This is a genomic window from Rhodobacter calidifons (assembly GCF_011174775.1).
Classification (GTDB): domain Bacteria; phylum Pseudomonadota; class Alphaproteobacteria; order Rhodobacterales; family Rhodobacteraceae; genus Tabrizicola; species Tabrizicola calidifons.
In genome coordinates this window covers 51,791-67,713 of record NZ_JAANHS010000004.1, presented here as the reverse complement: position 1 = coordinate 67,713, position 15,923 = coordinate 51,791, and the positions used below count along the sequence as shown (strand labels likewise).

Annotated in this window: 15 protein-coding genes; 2 read left to right on the top strand and 13 right to left on the bottom strand. The window is 67.5% G+C overall.

Annotated features, from left to right (window positions below; translation table 11 throughout):
* Positions 1-248 precede the first annotated feature (248 nt).
* From G8O29_RS06950 to G8O29_RS06895, 13 genes are all read right to left on the bottom strand, one after another.
* Positions 249-1,100, bottom strand: coding sequence for a fumarylacetoacetate hydrolase family protein (locus G8O29_RS06950; protein WP_367890138.1), 852 nt, complete (start codon positions 1,098-1,100; stop codon positions 249-251).
* A 319-nt stretch (positions 1,101-1,419) separates the two neighbouring features.
* The gene (locus G8O29_RS06945) at positions 1,420-2,052 is read right to left on the bottom strand and encodes an ABC transporter permease subunit (RefSeq protein ID WP_242678957.1); all 633 of its coding nucleotides are present in this window, start codon (positions 2,050-2,052) and stop codon (positions 1,420-1,422) included.
* A 243-nt stretch (positions 2,053-2,295) separates the two neighbouring features.
* On the bottom strand, positions 2,296-3,138 hold the full coding sequence (locus tag G8O29_RS06940) for a carbohydrate ABC transporter permease (protein WP_242678956.1): 843 nt from the start codon (positions 3,136-3,138) through the stop codon (positions 2,296-2,298).
* Positions 3,135-3,284: a hypothetical protein gene (locus G8O29_RS18265; RefSeq protein ID WP_207623710.1), complete on the bottom strand. Its 150-nt coding sequence runs from the start codon at positions 3,282-3,284 to the stop codon at positions 3,135-3,137. Before G8O29_RS18265 ends, G8O29_RS06940 begins: the two co-directional genes overlap by 4 nt.
* The gene (locus G8O29_RS18260) at positions 3,281-3,682 is read right to left on the bottom strand and encodes a carbohydrate ABC transporter permease (RefSeq protein WP_207623709.1); all 402 of its coding nucleotides are present in this window, start codon (positions 3,680-3,682) and stop codon (positions 3,281-3,283) included. Before G8O29_RS18260 ends, G8O29_RS18265 begins: the two co-directional genes overlap by 4 nt.
* A 334-nt stretch (positions 3,683-4,016) precedes the next feature.
* Entirely contained in the window at positions 4,017-4,943 is a 927-nt protein-coding gene (locus G8O29_RS06930; protein WP_166402516.1) for an ArsR/SmtB family transcription factor, read from the bottom strand.
* Between the two features lie 96 nt (positions 4,944-5,039).
* Positions 5,040-6,128 carry an ABC transporter ATP-binding protein gene (locus G8O29_RS06925; protein ID WP_166402515.1) on the bottom strand — a complete coding sequence of 363 codons (1,089 nt, stop codon included), beginning with the start codon at positions 6,126-6,128 and terminating at the stop codon, positions 5,040-5,042.
* A 160-nt stretch (positions 6,129-6,288) separates the two neighbouring features.
* Positions 6,289-7,710, bottom strand: a complete 1,422-nt coding sequence (locus G8O29_RS06920; protein WP_166402514.1) for a serine/threonine-protein kinase — start codon at positions 7,708-7,710, stop codon at positions 6,289-6,291.
* A 211-nt stretch (positions 7,711-7,921) separates the two neighbouring features.
* Positions 7,922-10,888: a DNA translocase FtsK gene (locus G8O29_RS06915; protein ID WP_166402513.1), complete on the bottom strand. Its 2,967-nt coding sequence runs from the start codon at positions 10,886-10,888 to the stop codon at positions 7,922-7,924.
* A gap of 11 nt (positions 10,889-10,899) precedes the next feature.
* Positions 10,900-12,078, bottom strand: a complete 1,179-nt coding sequence (locus G8O29_RS06910; protein ID WP_166402512.1) for an aminotransferase class I/II-fold pyridoxal phosphate-dependent enzyme — start codon at positions 12,076-12,078, stop codon at positions 10,900-10,902.
* Positions 12,079-12,236: 158 nt separating this feature from the next.
* Entirely contained in the window at positions 12,237-12,968 is a 732-nt protein-coding gene (gene trhA / locus G8O29_RS06905; RefSeq protein WP_367890137.1) for a PAQR family membrane homeostasis protein TrhA, read from the bottom strand.
* A complete protein-coding gene (locus G8O29_RS06900; protein ID WP_149124529.1) occupies positions 12,949-13,263 on the bottom strand; it encodes a DUF1244 domain-containing protein in 315 nt (104 codons plus the stop codon). Before G8O29_RS06900 ends, trhA begins: the two co-directional genes overlap by 20 nt.
* Complete coding sequence (locus G8O29_RS06895; RefSeq protein WP_166402511.1) at positions 13,264-13,998, bottom strand: N-formylglutamate amidohydrolase; 735 nt, start codon at positions 13,996-13,998, stop codon at positions 13,264-13,266.
* Positions 13,999-14,164: 166 nt separating this feature from the next.
* On the opposite strand from G8O29_RS06895, the gene pyk reads away from it, so the two are divergent.
* Entirely contained in the window at positions 14,165-15,610 is a 1,446-nt protein-coding gene (gene pyk, locus G8O29_RS06890) for a pyruvate kinase (protein WP_166402510.1), read from the top strand.
* Positions 15,611-15,648: 38 nt separating this feature from the next.
* Positions 15,649-15,873: a hypothetical protein gene (locus tag G8O29_RS06885; protein ID WP_166402509.1), complete on the top strand. Its 225-nt coding sequence runs from the start codon at positions 15,649-15,651 to the stop codon at positions 15,871-15,873.
* Positions 15,874-15,923: the final 50 nt, after the last annotated feature.

The following is a 15,923-nucleotide window of genomic DNA, read 5'->3' as shown; positions in this document are numbered from 1 at the left end:
GCGCCCGCCCTTCGCCGCGCTGTCGGGCGGCGGTTTTCCAGGATCGGATGCATCGGGAATGCGATCGGGATGCCTTCCCTGACCCGCACTGCGAGGTCCGGATGCTGGCAGCTGCCGGGCGGCAGGCGCGCAACGCCTCGGGCGTGAGGTCACGGTTCATGAACCGCTCCGGATACCGCACGGTCAGGTCGATAGGGGCGTGGTGTCGAGCCGGTCCCGACGTCGCAGACGGCCGGGCGTTCGGGAGGTCACAGCACGCCCCGACGGGCCAGGTTCTCCATCAGGGCGCGGGCGCCGAAGGTCCAGGGCGCGATCTCGTCGCAGGGTCTGACCGTGTTCACCAGTCGGCCCAGCGGGGCCGAGGAGATCGTCACCCGGTCGCCCCGGTGATGGGTGAAGCCCTGACCCGGCGCATCGCGGTCCCCGGTGGGGGCGAACATGGTGCCGAGGAACAGCACGAAGCCATCGGGATACTGATGGCTGCGGTTCAGCGTCTGCGCCGCGATCTCCTCGGGCGGGCGCGAGATCTGGCCCATGTCGGAATGATCCTGCAACAGGAATCCGTCCTCGCCGCGGATCTCCAGCTCCACGCGCAGCGCCTTGACCCTGTCCAGCGTGAAGCGGTCGTCGAAGAGCCGGATGAACGGCCCGATGGCCGCCGAGGCGTTGTTGTCCTTGGCCTTGCCCAGAAGCAGCGCCGAGCGCCCCTCCACGTCCCGCAGGTTCACGTCATTGCCCAGGGTCGCGCCGCAGATGCGGCCCCGGGAGTTCACCGCCAGCACCACCTCGGGCTCGGGGTTGTTCCAAACCGATTTGGCATGGACCCCGATCTCGGCGCCGCAACGCACGGCCGCCATGGGGGGAGCCTTGGTGAAGACCTCGGCATCGGGGCCGATCCCCACCTCCAGGTATTGCGACCACATGCCGGCCCCCTGCAACTTCGCCTTGACCGCCGCCGCCGCCTCGGACCCCGGTTGCACACCGCGCAGGGAGCCCCCCAGGATCTCGGCCAGCTCGCTGCGGATCGCCTCGGCCCGGGCCGGATCTCCCTTGGCGCGTTCCTCGATCACCCGTTCGATCATCGACCCGGCGAAGGTCACCCCCGGCCTTGATCGCCTGAAGATCGCAGGGCGCCAGCAACCGCCCGTGCCGTCCGGTGCCGTCGCCCAGGTTCAGGAAAGCGTCCAGCGGGCCAAGGTGCGGGAAGTCGCCGGCCAGCAGGTCCACCAGGTTTTCCCGTTCCAGCAGACCCGACATGGTGGGCGACAGGGTCGTCAGATCGTGCAGCTCGCCTTCGCGGCACAGGACGGGGCAGGGGCCGGCCGCGGCATCAGACCAGACCCGGCCGACCAGCAGGGCCTCGGGGTCATCCGGCAGGATGTCGGCGGCGGACAGGTGCAGCGGCATGGTTTCTCCCCGTTATGCGGTTTCGCGTTGGCCCCGGCCATAGATCATCAGCCTTGCGGTGATGACAACGCCACAGATGACCTGCCGCAGCGCCTCGGGCATTTGCATGATCGACAGGGCCGAGTTGAGGGGCACGATCAGGATCCCCCCGATCCGCGTGCCGACAGGGCGGCCGGACCCGCCCGGCAGGTTCGTCCCGCCCGGCACCACCGCGGCGATGGCGGGCAAGAGGCAGGTCTTGCCCATCCCCTGACAGGCCATGGCCGAACAGCCCGCCAGCAGGACCTCCGCCAGCGGGGCAAGGATCGACCAGGCGAGGAAGGCGCCGATGATGCCCGACAGGCAGGCCGCGCGTTCCCGCGTGCCGATGGCATGTGGCGCTTGGCCCGAGGCGGTGCGGAACAGCAGGAAGGCGATCAGGATCGGGACTCCGGCCCGTACATCCAGCGCCAGCATCAGGGGCGTCGCCTGGTCCTGTGGTTCGAAGTCTCCGGTCCGGGCGACGGTGATCCCGCGCAGCACCCTGTCCATGCCCGGGGTGAAGATCATCGAGGGCACGCGGAGGACAGCCGTGCCTGCCCCGTTCTCGCCCGGGACCGCATGGACTGATCCGCGCTGGGCGGCAACGTCCAGGCCTGTCAACATGCGGATGCCGGCACAGGATCTCGAAAGCCCGCGAAGGTCGATGCTGGTTGCGCCGCTCATGTGTACCATACCAGAAAGGGGGCGCCCCCACGGCAAGCAGGAGGACCGCCACGGCAAAGGCCGCTGCGGCCTCCGATCCCGCCGGCCCCGACAGGAGTCGGGCAATGATCTTTTCCCGACCGTGCCGGTCTGGCGTTCCGATGCGGGCCTCGTTCCCGGCGAGCAACCTGCAAGACTTGACGGCTAGCCCTTGATCCCCGCCGACAGGGTGATCGCCTCGGTCACCTTGCGCTGGAACAGCAGGTAAGCCAGCGCCACCGGCAGCCCGGCCAGCACGGCGGCGGCCAGTTGGCGGGCGTAATAGACCCCGAAGGCGTCGTTCACCTGGGTGATGCCCACCGGCATCGTCATCATCTCGGTCCTGGTCACCGACAGGAAGGGCCAGAGGAAGGCATTCCAGGTCCAGATGAAGGTCACGATCGACAGCGCCGTCGTCACCCCCCAGTTCATCGGCAGATAGACCTTGAACAGGATCGTGAACTCGCCCGCATTGTCCATCACGGCGGCCTCGGGGAAATCCTTCGGCACCTGATCGAAGAACTGCTGGTAGACGATGATGATCACCGGATGGATCAGCTGCGGCAGCATGATCCCGGCCCGGGCGTTGATAAGCCCAAGCTGCGAGATCAGCACGAAATGGTTGATGCTCAGCGCCTGGGTCGGGACCATGAAGCTGGCCAGGATCAGCCACCACAGCGCCTGGCGCCCCGGGAATTTCAGCTGTGACAGCGCATAGCCGCACAGCATCGACGTCACGATGGTGATCACCGTCACCCCGACCGCGACGGCGATCGAGTTGACGTACCAAGTCACGATCTGGGTATTGGTGATCGCATGGGTATAGTGGCTGAAGGTCAGGGTCTCGGGCCAAAGCTCGATAAAGGGCCGCACCACCTCGTCCTCGGGCTTCAGCGAGGAGATGACGCCCCAGTACAGCGGAAAGGCCCAGACCAGTGCCAGCAGCACGGTCAGGATGGTGATGACCCCGCCCCAGACATTCGCCCGCTGCATGCCCGCCGCAGTCATTTGCGGCCCCTTGCCAGTCGCAGAAGCTGGAATTGCAGCACGGACACAACGACCACCAACACGAACAGCGTCACCGCCACGGCGGCAGCCCGCCCGCCCTGCGAGAAGAGATAGACCTGATCGAAGATCTTCAGTTGCGCGATCAACTGGATGGTGAACACAAGGCTCGTGACCGGCCAGAGCAGCGGTCAGGTGATCCGCCGGAAGGTCGTCCAGCGCGGGCAGTGTCCAGTGCCGCAGCCTCATAGATCTCGGCCGGGATCGACCGCAGGCCGGCGAGGAACAGAATGTTCGAGAACCCGGCGGTCCACCAGAGGGTCACGATGCCCACGGCGGGCATGAACCAGATGCGCGACTTGGTGATCGGAATGCGGTCGATGCCCAGCAGGTCCAGGATGTGCATGGAAATCCCGAACTGGAAGTTCAGCACCCAGTCCCAGATCAGATAGATCACGGACACGGGCAGGATGTAGGGCAGGAAGAACAGCGCCAGGATCGCCGCCTGCAACCGGCCCTTCAGCCGGGAGACCCCCAGCGCGATCACAAGCGCGATGATCGTGCCCGGCAGGACGGTCAGCAGGACGAAATAGGCGGTGTTCCAGGCTGCGGTGCGAAAGCGCGGATCGCCGCGCTGTCCGCCGTCGGGTGGCCGGGTTCGTAGATGCCGGTAAAGACCGCCCGCCCCAGATGCTCCAGGAACGATCCGTAAAGCCGCTTGTCGATCTCCGCGACCCTATAGGCGCTGTGCGCCGTGACCCTTGCCTTCAGCGCTCCTCCCTTCCGGAGGTTAGAATCAGTAATTCCGGTTCATACCAGGTTTTCGGTAGATTTCGCCGGGATGGCAGAGTCGGTCAAGCGAAAAGGTGCGGGCCGCGCCGTCAGTCGCGCAGCAACCGCAGGCGGATGTCCTGATCGTGGTTGCCGAAGCCGCGGCCGAAGATGTTCAGCCCCCCGGGGTGGCGCGCATCCTCCTTCACCCCGATCCGCACCCGGATCGAGCGGTGGTCGTTCAGCCCCAGATCGTCCAGGCGGCAGTCCGAGATCCGCGTCCCGTCCAGGAAGGTGCCCTCTGCCGTCACTTCCCAGCGCTTCAGGTCGCCGTATTGCGACCCCGCCAGCTTCCACCAGTCGGGCGTGTATTTCCCGCGCTTGTCGCCATAGTCGCCGGGCGAGGTCCAGGTCCCGATCTCGTGCCCGTTGATCGCCACGGTGATGTCCGAAGGCCAGTCCTTCGAGGTCCCCGGCACTTCCGAGGACAGTTCCAGCACCAGTTCCAGCGCCTGCACCGGCGTTCCGGCCAGCTTTGCGTTGTTCGGGAACTGGTATTCGACGAAGCCCCTGGTGAACCACAACAATCCCGCGCGCATCCGGTCGGGGTCCAGGAAGGTGTCCGGCACGTCCAGCAGGCCGATCACCCCATCGGGAGAGCACAACCCGCAGGGCGCGCTGACCTCGCAGCGGGTGTAAAGCCCGATCGGCATCGCCACTTCGATGACATTGGCATTCTGCGCCGGCGTCGGGTCCTTGAAGGCGATCAGCAGCTCGGTGAAGGTGGAATGGCAGATCTTCTGGCTGCCCTTGCGGCCCTTTTCCGACCGGGTCTGCACCAGGCCCGCGTCGATCAGGATCTGGATGTTGGACGAGACGGTGGATTGCGGCAGGTCCAGCTCCTCGGAGACCTGGTTGACGTTGCGCGGACCCTGCCGGGTCAGATGTTCCAGGATGCGCACCCGCACCTCGCTGGCCAGCGCCCGCAGGATGTCCTGTCGCTCCAGAGGGTCAACGACGATGATCTGGTTGGTCATGATCGCACGCTTGTCACTGTCCCGTGATCTGTATCAGGAACTCTGATCCAGACAAACCCGAACCTGCGCCCCTCCGCCGGCCTGCGCCGGGGCCGGTCACGCGGCGCGGGCGCCGGGCAGCAGCGGCGCGGCGCGACCCTCGGCATCGAACAGGTGCAGCGCCGCCGGATCGACAGCCAGACCGATCGCGTCGCCCGCCCGGACCGCCGACTTGCCCCGGTCCTGCGCGATGACCTGGCTGCCGTCGCCCAGCCGCGCATAGACCAGCGTCCGGTCGCCCAGCCGTTCCACCACCGTCGCCGTCCCCCGCAGCGGTCCGTTCTCGGCCACGGTCAGCGCCTCGGGACGGATGCCCAGTTCCCATGGCCCCGCAGCCGGGGGCAGGGCGGGCAGCGGCACCGTCGACCCGTCGCCCAGCCGCGCGACGGGCCTGCCGTCCCCGGCGTCCAGCGTCACCGGCAGGAAGTTCATCGCGGGCGAGCCGATGAAGCTGGCCACAAAGCGCGAGGCCGGGTCGGAATAGACCTCCATCGGCGTGCCGACCTGCTCGATCCGGCAGTTGTTCAGGATCACGATCCGGTCGGCCAGCGTCATCGCCTCGGTCTGGTCATGCGTGACATAGATCATCGTCGATCCCAGCCGCTGATGCAGTTCCGCCAGTTCCACCCGCGTCCTGACCCGCAACCCGGCGTCAAGGTTCGACAGCGGCTCGTCGAAGAGAAACGCCTTCGGCTCCTTCACGATGGCCCGCCCGATGGCGACCCGCTGCCGCTGCCCGCCCGACAGTTCCGCCGGCCGCCGCGCCAGAAGCTTCTCCATCGCCAGCATCCGCGCGGCTTCGGCGACGCGGGCCTTGATCGTGGCCGCGGGCAGGCCGATGTTGCGCAAGCCGAAGGCCATGTTCTCGGCCACCGTCATGTGCGGATAAAGCGCGTAGTTCTGGAACACCATCGCCAGATTGCGCTGCCCGGGCGCTAGCCCCTCGGACCGCACCCCGTCGATGGTCAATGTGCCGGACCCGATGCTTTCCAGCCCGGCGATCATCCGCAGAAGCGTGGTCTTGCCAGACACCGAAGGCCCCAGGAACACCACGAACTCCCCCGCGCCGATCTCCAGGCTCAGATCCCGGATGACATCGACGGATCCGAAACGCTTGGATACCCGATCGAGGACGATTCCAGCCATGCGGCCCTCCCTGCCTTTTGCATCAGCGTTGCGGGTATATATCAGAAGTCAAGGCGCAGATCGCAGGGTCGCAGTGTTGCCGCCCGCGACTTTCGCGGCAGCACGGGAAAATTCGGCGCCGCGAAAGGCGACGCCGGGAAGATGGGAAGAGGGGAGACGACTAAAGCCGAACGGCCTGGGCGACGCGGCGCAGCTGCATCCGGGCGAGGGCCGGGTTCGCCGTCTCGCGGTCCAGCGTCACGCAGATGAAGACATGCGGCGTCCGGTCCAGCGGACGGATCAGATGCAGCCGGTCCGTGCGGGCGATCTGGATGTCCTCGACCGCATCGCCGGGGGCGAAGGCCTGAAGATTGGCCTGCGCGACCGCCGCCAGCGCCCGGTCTGCGACCTCAGGCTCTGCGCCTCCCGCCTCGCTTGCCATGACCGAGCCGGTCAGCGCGTCGATCAGCCAGCCGCCGCGAAAGCCGCTGATCCGCCGCAGGCCCGACAGATCGACCTCGGCAACCCGTGTCGCCGGTCGCCGCGGGCGCGCGGGCATCGGCACCACCGGCGCCACCGGAACCGCAGCCGCGCGCGGCGTCTCGCGCGCCGGCTCCGTGGCCGCGGCAGGTGCGGGCACCACCCGGCGCACCAGCACCACCTTGCGCTCGGCTTTGGGTTCGGGCTGGGGCAGGGCCTTCAGCCAGTCGGCCGCCGACTGGAACCGCGCCGTCGGCATCACGGCCATCGCCCGGTCGATCGTCTCCAGAAAGCCCGGCGGATAGCCCGCGACATGGCCCGCCAGGGGCTTGCACGGGTCTGCCCGCTTTTCCGCCAGCGCCGACAGCCGGGTCTGGCAGTTCTCCGGCGCCTGCCCCGAGATCGCGTGATACAGCGAGGCCGCCAGCGCGTAGATGTCGCTCCACGGTCCGCTGTTGCCGCCGACGGTGTAAAGCTCATGCGGCGAATAGCCGTCCTTCACAACGCTCAGGCCGGAATATTTCTGCGCCGCCCCCGCCGCCGTGCGACGCGAGGCGCCGAAGTCGATCAGCACCGGCTCGCCGGCGGGCGTCACGAAGATGTTGTCGGGCGCGATGTCGCAATGCAGAAGCTGGTTGTCGTGGATATAGGCCAACGCCGCGACCAGCTTGCCGGTCATCCGCACGATCATCGCCGGCGTCAGGTCGGCCGGCTTTTCGTCGATGATCTCCAGCAGGTCATGGCCCCGGATATAGTCCAGCACCATGTAGGCGGTATCGTTCTCCTCGAACACCTGATGCACGCCGACGATGTTCGGGTGCCGCAGCAGGGCCAGGCTCTGCGCCTCGCGCAGGAAGGCGCGCACCAGTTTCGACAGATGCTCGCGCGTGCCCGCCGACCGCGCCCGCACGCGGCTTTGCGACCGGCGGCAGAAGTTGGACGAGAAACACTCCTTGATCACCACCTCGCGGCCCAGACTGTCCTGCGCCAGATAGGTGATGCCGAAGCCGCCGGAATTGATGAAGCGGGTGATCCGGTAGCTGCCATGGAACAGCGTCGTGCCGGGCAAAAGCTCGTCGCCGATATCGGATCTTGCCAGAAGGTCGGATGTGTCCAGTGCCATGATGGGAACCCAAGCCCCTTCCCCGCGTTACGCTAAAGGCGATGCCCGGCCAGTTCAGCGATTCTCTGGCGACATGCACGCCACATTTACAACCCGAGGTTGTGTTCCGATTCGGGCGGGATTGAGGCTGATTTGTGTCGGAAATGCCAAAATCCTTAAGCCCCCGGCCGGGCTGGCCGGGGGGGGTGCCCGGGGTCGGCGCCGCAAGCGTCTAGCGTTCCTCGACCAGGATCTCGCGCTTGCCGACGTGGTTGGCGCGGGTGACCACGCCCTGATCCTCCATCTGCTCCACCAGCCGGGCGGCCTTGTTGTAGCCGATGCCCAGCTTGCGCTGGATGTAACTGGTCGAACACTTCCGGTCCCGCGCCACGATCGCCACGGCCTGGTCGTACAGCGCATCGTCCGAGGCCTCGCCCGAGCCCAGCCCCAGCACCATGTCGATATCGCTCGCCACCTCGTCCTCCGGCCCCTCGACGACGCCCGACATGTAGGCCGGCGGACCGAAGCTTTTCAGGTGGTTGACGATCTCTTCCACTTCCTCGTCGCTGACGAAGGGCCCGTGGATCCGGGTGATCTTCGCGCCGTTGCCCATGTAAAGCATGTCGCCCGCGCCCAGCAGCTGCTCCGCCCCCTGTTCGCCCAGGATGGTGCGGCTGTCGATCTTCGACGTCACCTGGAAGGAAATCCGCGTCGGGAAGTTCGCCTTGATCGTGCCGGTGATCACGTCCACCGAAGGCCGCTGCGTCGCCATGATCAGGTGGATGCCGCTCGCCCGCGCCATCTGCGCCAGGCGCTGGATGCAGGCTTCGATCTCCTTCCCCGCCACCATCATCAGGTCGGCCATCTCGTCCACGATGACGACGATATAGGGGAAGGGCTGCGGCGCGAATTCCTCGGTCTCGAACACGGGATCGCCGGTTTCCTCGTCGAAGCCGGTCTGGATCGTACGCTTGAACATCTCGCCCTTGGCCAGAGCCTCGCGCACGCGGCCATTGTAGCCCTCGATGTTGCGCACGCCCATCTTGGACATCTTGCGATAGCGTTCCTCCATCTCGCCCACGACCCATTTCAGGGCGACGACGGCCTTCTTCGGGTCGGTGACGACGGGCGACAGAAGATGCGGGATGCCGTCGTAGACCGACAGTTCCAGCATCTTCGGGTCGATCATGATCAGCCGGCATTCCTCGGGCGTCAGCTTGTAGAGCAGGCTCAGGATCATCGTGTTGATCGCCACCGATTTCCCCGACCCCGTGGTCCCCGCGATCAGAAGGTGAGGCATCTTGGCCAGGTTCGCCACCACCGGCTCGCCGCCGATGTCCTTGCCCAAGGCCAGCGGCAGCCGCATCTGGCTGTCGCCGAAATCGCGCGCCGAGAGGATTTCCCGCAACACCACCTTCTCGCGGTGGGCATTGGGCAGTTCGATCCCGATCACGCTGCGCCCCGGCACGGTCGAGACACGCGCCGACAGCGCCGACATCGACCGCGCGATGTCATCGGCCAGCCCGATCACGCGCGAGGCCTTCAGCCCCGGCGCGGGCTCCAACTCGTACATCGTCACGACCGGGCCGGGGCGGACGGCCACGATCTCGCCCTTCACGCCATAGTCGTCCAGCACCGATTCCAGCATCCGTGCGTTCTCTTCCAGCGCCTCGTCGGACAGATGGCTGCGCTGGCTCGCCACCGGCGGCGTTAGCAGCGACAGCGGCGGCAGTTCATAGACCTGCGCCTGCTCCTCGAAGCGCAGCGCCGGCTGGCTTTCGGCCAGCGCCTGGCGGGACGGGGCAGGCTTCTTCACCGCATGCTGCACCACGGCCCGGCGGTCGGGCGCGTAGGGCGTCATCGGACGGGCGGCCGGCAGTTCGTCCTCCAGATCGTCCAGCGGATCGGCCGCAAGATCGTCGCGATCCTCCCAGGCCGCCGCCTCGCCGAAGGCCGTCGGCTCGTCCTCTTCGACCTCCGGCGCTGGGGCCGGCGCTGGGGCCGCGACCGGCGGGACCGTCCGGGGCGAGGTCCGGCTGTCGGCCATCAGCGGCGCCGGCCCCCGGGGCCGCATCACTGGCGGTTCGACCCGGGCCGCGGGCGGCAGCGGCGGCGGGGCCACCGGAAAGTCGGGCGACCGCAGCACGCGGCTGCGGATCACGTCCGAGATCCGCGCCCTGATCCGCTCCTCGCTGGGCATCGAAGGATCCCAGCTCGGCTCCTGCTCCACCAGTTCCGGCTCCGGGTCCGGCTGGTGCTTGCGGCGCAGACGCTCCAGCAGACCCGGCTTCTCCTTCGCCGGCGCGGGTTCCGGCTCTGGCGCCGGACGCGGCTCGCCCCGCGGCGATGCCGTCATCCCCCGCCCCTGACCGGCCCGCAGGGGCTCGGGCGCCATGGCTCCGGTCACCGGCGGCACGACCCGGCGCGAGACCGGAACCTCCCGCCCCATCGCCACCGGCGGCTCATAGCGCACCGCATGGGGCGCCGTGGCAGCCGACCGCGCCCGCGCGCGCTCCTGCAAGGCCACCGCCCCGCTCAACGCCCCGCGCGCGCCCTGGCCAAGGGCCTGACGCAGCGCCGAATAGCCCAGGATCGCCCCCAGAAGAAGGAAGCGCTGGATCGTCCGCAGCTCCTCCATGTCGAAGCCGGTCACGAACAGCAGCATCCCGATCAGGCCGGCAAAGGTGAACAGCGACAGGAACTTCAGGCCGAACCCGGCCGACCCCGGGATCACGCCCAGGAGCGAGCCCGTCACCGTATCGCCGAACAGCCCGCCCAGGCCGAAGGTATGCGTCCAGTCATGCCCCGGCACCAGCGTCGCGCAATGCACCGCCGCGAAGGCTACCGCGATCACCGCGAACACCACCCTGCCGATCGCCCGCTCGCCGCCGCGATGGATCATGAAGCGCACGCCCCAGGCCGCGAAGGTCAGCGGGATCGTCCAGGCCCCCTTGCCGATCAGGATGATCAGGGTCGAGGCCATCGCCGCCCCGAACCGGCCCAGCAGGTTCTGCGCCGGTTCGTCGGTGGCCACCATCCAGCCCGGATCCTCGGGCGAATAGCTCCACAGCATCAGCGTGAACCCCAGGCCCACCACGAGGAGGACCAGCCCCAGAAGCTCGCGCCCCCGGCGTTCCAGCATTGCCTGCGTGCCCTGGTCCAGAAGCGGATCGCGCTGCCGTGCCTGATACGAAGCCATTCGTCCCTCACTCACCCATAGATGCAATCGCGCAAGCCGGTCAGCCCGCGCTGCGTTTCTTCCTGAGGGGCCACAAGGGCCACCCGGATATAACCCTTGCCGGGGTTCTCGCCCCCGACCTCGCGCGAGAGGTAAGCGCCGGGCAGGACCCGCACCCCCGTCTCGCGCCACAGCTTCAGCGCCGCCTGCTCGCCATCCTCGACCGGCAGCCACAGGAAGAATCCGCCCTCCGGTGCCTGATAGCCCTGAACCCTGGCGAAGATCGCATCCGCATCGCGGAACTTCGCCTGATACAGCGCGCGGCTTGCCTCGACATGCGCCTCGTCCGCCCAGGCCGCCTCGGCCACGCGCTGCAAGGGCAGGGGCAAGGGCGCCCCGGCAAAGGACCGCAGCTTGCGGATGCGGCGCATGCACTCCGGCCCCGCGGCCACGAACCCCGACCGCAGGCCGGGCAGGTTCGACCGTTTCGACAGCGAATGGAACACCACCACCCGCTCGGGGTCAGCGGCCTGGTCGGCCGCGACCTGCAACAGGCCGGGCGGCGGCGCCTCGCGCCAGATTTCCGAATAGCACTCGTCGGCCAGCACCCGGAAATCGTGCTTTTCGGCCAGGGTCAGCAGGTCCGCCAGATAGTCCCGCGTCGCCACCGCGCCCTGAGGGTTCGCGGGCGAACAGATATAGGCCAGCGCCACCCGGTCCAGCACATCCACGGGCAGGCCGCCATAGTCCGGCAGAAACCCGGTGGCGGCGGTGGCGGGCACATAGACTGGCTCGGCCCCCACGGTCAGCGCGGCCACGGCATAGACCTGATAGAACGGGTTAGGCATCAGGATGACCGGCCTCTGGCCGTTCTTCGCTTCCGGGCACAGCGCGATGGCCGCGTTGAACAACCCTTCCCGCGTGCCGTTCAGTGCCATCAGCCGGTCCTCGGCCACGGTCACCCCATAGCGCCGCGCGATCCAGCCCGAGATAGCGGCCAGCAGCTCCGGCGTCCCGTCGTTCGGCGGATAGGTGCCGAAGCCCGACAGGTTCGCCGCAAGGATCGGCCCGACGAACTCCGGCATCGCATGGCGCGGCTCGCCGATGGTCATGGCGATGGGTTCGCCTCCCGGAGGATGCGCGTCCAGAAGCTTCCGCAGACGCGGAAACGCATAGTCCGGCAGGTTCGAAAACCGCTCAGGAAACGCCATTACTGCCTCGATCGCGGGGTCTGAGCGCCCCGTTTGACCGGACGATAGCCGCGCGCGCGCCTCAGGTCCACAAAAAATCCTTCCCCATGAGAGGCTTGGGACCCCGTCTGTTGCATTTCCGCTGATGTGGCTGGCGGGTTTGACCGCGGGGCCCGGACCTACGGCAGGTCTGCCGCCGATTGCACCAGTTGCAGGGTCACGGCGGCATAGAACACCGCGCTCGCCGCAAGCACGCAGAGATGCCAGAGCGTGTAGTGGAACGGCAGCCGATGCCACAGGCAGAAGGCCACGCCCACCGAATACAGCACCCCGCCCAGCGTGATCAGAACCAGCACCGGGGTCGACAGCGCGGCCAGAAGCTCGCCCCCGCCGAACAGCGCCGCCCAGCCCATGACCAGCGACAGCGCGACAGCCGCCAGCCTCAGCCGGTCGGGCGCCAGGGCGCGCAGGGCGGATCCCAGCAGGGCAGCGACCCAAAGCGCGACCAGCAATCCCTTCACCTCGGCCCCCGACAGCAGGACGAATGGCGTGTAGGTCCCCGCGATCAGACAGAGCGTGGCGGTATGGTCCAGGCTGCGGAAGATGCGCCGCAGCCTCGGCTGCCGGCTCAGGTGGAACAGCGCCGAAAAGACCAGCGTCGCCACAAGCGCCAGCCCGTAGATCACGGTCGAGGCGACCGCCGCCGCATCGCCGCGCAGGATCACCGCCAGGGCGATCAGGACCGGAACTGCGACCAGCGCCGCGCCGATGCCCAGAAGGTGGACGACGGCATCGCTCAGACGCTCGGCGCGGGAATAGTCGTGACGGACCGGCAGCAGCATCCCGCGAAAATAGTGGAAAAACGCCGAACTGCGGATCACATCCTTCGGATCAGTCTTTCCTGCCCACATTCTGCTCGAAGGCCTTGTCGAAAGCCGCCTTCTTGCCCGCATCGGCCTCGGTCTGGTGCTGCGCCACCCAGTCGGCATAGGGCATCCCGTAGACCACTTCCCGCGCCTCGTCCTTCGTCATCGCGATGCCGCGCGCGTTCGCGGCTTCCTGATACCAGCGGCTCAGGCAGTTTCGGCAGAAGCCGCCCAGGTTCATCAGGTCGATGTTCTGCACATCGGGCCGCTTGACCATCAGGTGATGCACCAGCGCGCGAAAGGCTGCGGCTTCCAGTTCCGTCCGCGTCGCGTCGTCCATCTACAGACCCTCCTGCACTTCGATCAGGATCCCCGCCAGCCGCCCCGCCCAATGGGCCTGCTGCTCGGCCGTCCCGATCAGATCGTTCCTGATCTCTATAAGAGTATTGTGCCGCCCCAGACGCAAGGCATGATGGTCGATCGCATCCCCCGGAAGATGCCCGGAATATGGCTCGTTGTCGCCGATGCAGAGGTCAGTCTCGGCCCGCAGCCGCGCGATCAGCGGTTTCGAAAGCCGCTCGTCCAGATGCGAATACAGCACCCCCACATGCCAGGGCCGGGGCGCGCGCCCGCGCAGACAGGGGGTAAAGGAATGCACCGCCACGATCACCCGGTCCGGTCGCATCGCCGCCAGACGCGCATAAGCCGCGTGATAGGGGCGATAAAGCCGGTCCAGCCGCTCTTCCACGCCTTCTGCCGTGACATGCCGGTTCGCCGGGATGATCGTGCCATCGTAAAGCTTCATCACCAGCGTCGGGTCGTCCTCGCCCCGGTTCGGGTCGATCACCAGACGGCTGAAGTCCGACAGGATCACCGGGCTGTCCAGCAGGCGGCCCAGCTCCTGCGCCACCCCCGCCGCGCCCACATCCCAGGCGATGTGGCGGGCCATGTCCTCGGCCGGGATGCCCAGATCGCCGCCGTTCACCCAAGGGGGCACCCGGTTCGAGGCATGGTCGCAGGTCACCAGCCAGCGCCCGGGGCGATGTTCTCCGTCGATCTGGAAGGCCAAGGTCATCCTCGCGCGGTGCTCATCCCTCCCTTACGGTCGTTCTTCGCGCAAGGCCAGCGATGAGCAACTGAAAGGCAGCGAAGAGCGTCGGGAAAGCGTTGCGGGACGCAGCCGATTGCGCCATAAGGCACGCGGCCCACATGAACCGGAATTTATCAGCAGGAGGATGGCGATGCGCCGTCACCGCAACGTGAAGATTGTGGCCACGCTCGGCCCCGCTTCCTCGACCTACGAGATGATCCGCGCGCTGTTCGAGGCCGGGGCCGATGTGTTCCGCCTGAACATGAGCCACGGCGCCCACGAGGACATCAGGAAGCGGCACGAGATCATCCGTCAGGTCGAAAAGGACCTCGGCCGCCCGATCGGCATCCTGGCCGACCTCCAGGGGCCGAAACTGCGCGTCGGCGTCTTTGCCAATGGCCAGGAAGAGCTGAGCGAAGGCGCCGCCTTCCGCATGGACCTCTCCACCACGCCCGGCGACGCGCATCGCGTGAACCTGCCGCACCCGGAGATCTTCGCCGCGCTGGAACCCGGCGCGACGCTTCTGGTCAACGACGGCAAGATCCGCCTGCGCGTGAACGCCTGCGGCAAGGATTTCGCCGAATGCACGGTCGAGGTCGGCGGCACCATCTCCAACCGCAAGGGCGTGAACGTGCCCGACGTGGTCCTGCCGCTCGCCGCCCTGTCCGAGAAGGACCGTTCCGACCTCGAATTCGTCTGCGAACTGGGCGTGGACTGGCTGGCGCTCTCGTTCGTGCAGCGCCCCGAGGACGTGATCGAGGCGCGCAGCCTTGCCAAGGGCCGCGCCGCGATCCTGTCCAAGATCGAGAAACCCGCCGCGGTGAAGGCCTATGACGCCATCCTGCAAGTGTCGGACGGGATCATGGTCGCGCGCGGCGATCTGGGCGTGGAACTGCCCGTCACCTCGGTGCCCCCGATCCAGAAGCGCCTCGTCCGCGGCGCCCGTGCCGCGGCAAAGCCGGTGATCGTGGCGACGCAGATGCTCGAATCGATGATCGAAGCGCCCGTGCCGACCCGTGCCGAGGTCTCGGACGTCGCCACCGCGATCTATGAAGGCGCCGATGCGATCATGCTCTCGGCCGAATCGGCCGCCGGCAAGTATCCGGTCGAGGCTGTCACCACGATGAACAACGTGGCGATGAGCGTCGAGAAGGACCCGACCTATCTCTCGATCATCGAGGCCAGCCGCGTCGTCCGCCGCGAATCGGTGGCCGACGGCATCGTCGCCGCCGCGCGCGAGATTGCCGAGGCGACCAACATCAAGGCGATCTGCTGCTTCTCGCAATCAGGCACCACCGCCAGCCTCGTGGCCCGCGAACGGCCGCATGTCGCGATCCTGGCCCTGACGCCGCTGATGTCCACCGCCCGGCGGCTGGCGCTCACCTGGGGCACGCATTGCGTGATCACCCCGCCGCAGGAACGCTTCAAGGGCGCCGTCCTCGCCGCGGTGGGCGCCGCGCGATCCGACGGCTTCGCGACCGAGGAGGACCAGATCGTCGTCACCGCCGGCGTGCCCTTCAACGTCAAGGGCACCACCAACATCCTGCGCGTGGCGCCTTGCGACGAACGATTGATCTCGCGGGTTGACCCAGAGTAACCTGCGGAAGCAACGGGCGCGGGCGCGGACGAGGGATCATGGATACGGATCTGGTGCTGACGGTCGGGATCCTGCTTCTGGTGCTTTCAATTCCGTCGCTTCTGTCGGCCTGGGCGGAAAACCGGGCGCCCCGGATGGGGGCGATCATGGCCATCACGGCGCTGGGCATGATTTCCTCCGCGCTGATCTACAGCCCCGGCGGCTATACCTTCCAGGAGGTTCCCGGTGTCATCCTGAAGACGGTGATGCGCGTCTTCGGCTGACGCAGCCTCTTGCACCTTCGCGCGCCTCCGCCTATAGGGGCGGCTTCTTA

What these genes read in the sequence shown, in the direction of transcription:
- trhA (WP_367890137.1), bottom strand. Translation starts at nt 12,968, where the DNA reads ATGTGGGCAGGAAAGACTGATCCGAAGGATGTGATCCGCAGTTCGGCG.
- G8O29_RS06940 (WP_242678956.1), bottom strand. Translation starts at nt 3,138, where the DNA reads ATGACTGCGGCGGGCATGCAGCGGGCGAATGTCTGGGGCGGGGTCATC.
- G8O29_RS06930 (WP_166402516.1), bottom strand. Translation starts at nt 4,943, where the DNA reads ATGACCAACCAGATCATCGTCGTTGACCCTCTGGAGCGACAGGACATC.
- G8O29_RS06900 (WP_149124529.1), bottom strand. Translation starts at nt 13,263, where the DNA reads ATGGACGACGCGACGCGGACGGAACTGGAAGCCGCAGCCTTTCGCGCG.
- pyk (WP_166402510.1), top strand. Translation starts at nt 14,165, where the DNA reads ATGCGCCGTCACCGCAACGTGAAGATTGTGGCCACGCTCGGCCCCGCT.
- G8O29_RS06920 (WP_166402514.1), bottom strand. Translation starts at nt 7,710, where the DNA reads ATGGCACTGGACACATCCGACCTTCTGGCAAGATCCGATATCGGCGAC.
- G8O29_RS06915 (WP_166402513.1), bottom strand. Translation starts at nt 10,888, where the DNA reads ATGGCTTCGTATCAGGCACGGCAGCGCGATCCGCTTCTGGACCAGGGC.
- G8O29_RS06895 (WP_166402511.1), bottom strand. Translation starts at nt 13,998, where the DNA reads ATGACCTTGGCCTTCCAGATCGACGGAGAACATCGCCCCGGGCGCTGG.
- G8O29_RS06910 (WP_166402512.1), bottom strand. Translation starts at nt 12,078, where the DNA reads ATGGCGTTTCCTGAGCGGTTTTCGAACCTGCCGGACTATGCGTTTCCG.
- G8O29_RS06945 (WP_242678957.1), bottom strand. Translation starts at nt 2,052, where the DNA reads ATGTTGACAGGCCTGGACGTTGCCGCCCAGCGCGGATCAGTCCATGCG.
- G8O29_RS06925 (WP_166402515.1), bottom strand. Translation starts at nt 6,128, where the DNA reads ATGGCTGGAATCGTCCTCGATCGGGTATCCAAGCGTTTCGGATCCGTC.
- G8O29_RS06885 (WP_166402509.1), top strand. Translation starts at nt 15,649, where the DNA reads ATGGATACGGATCTGGTGCTGACGGTCGGGATCCTGCTTCTGGTGCTT.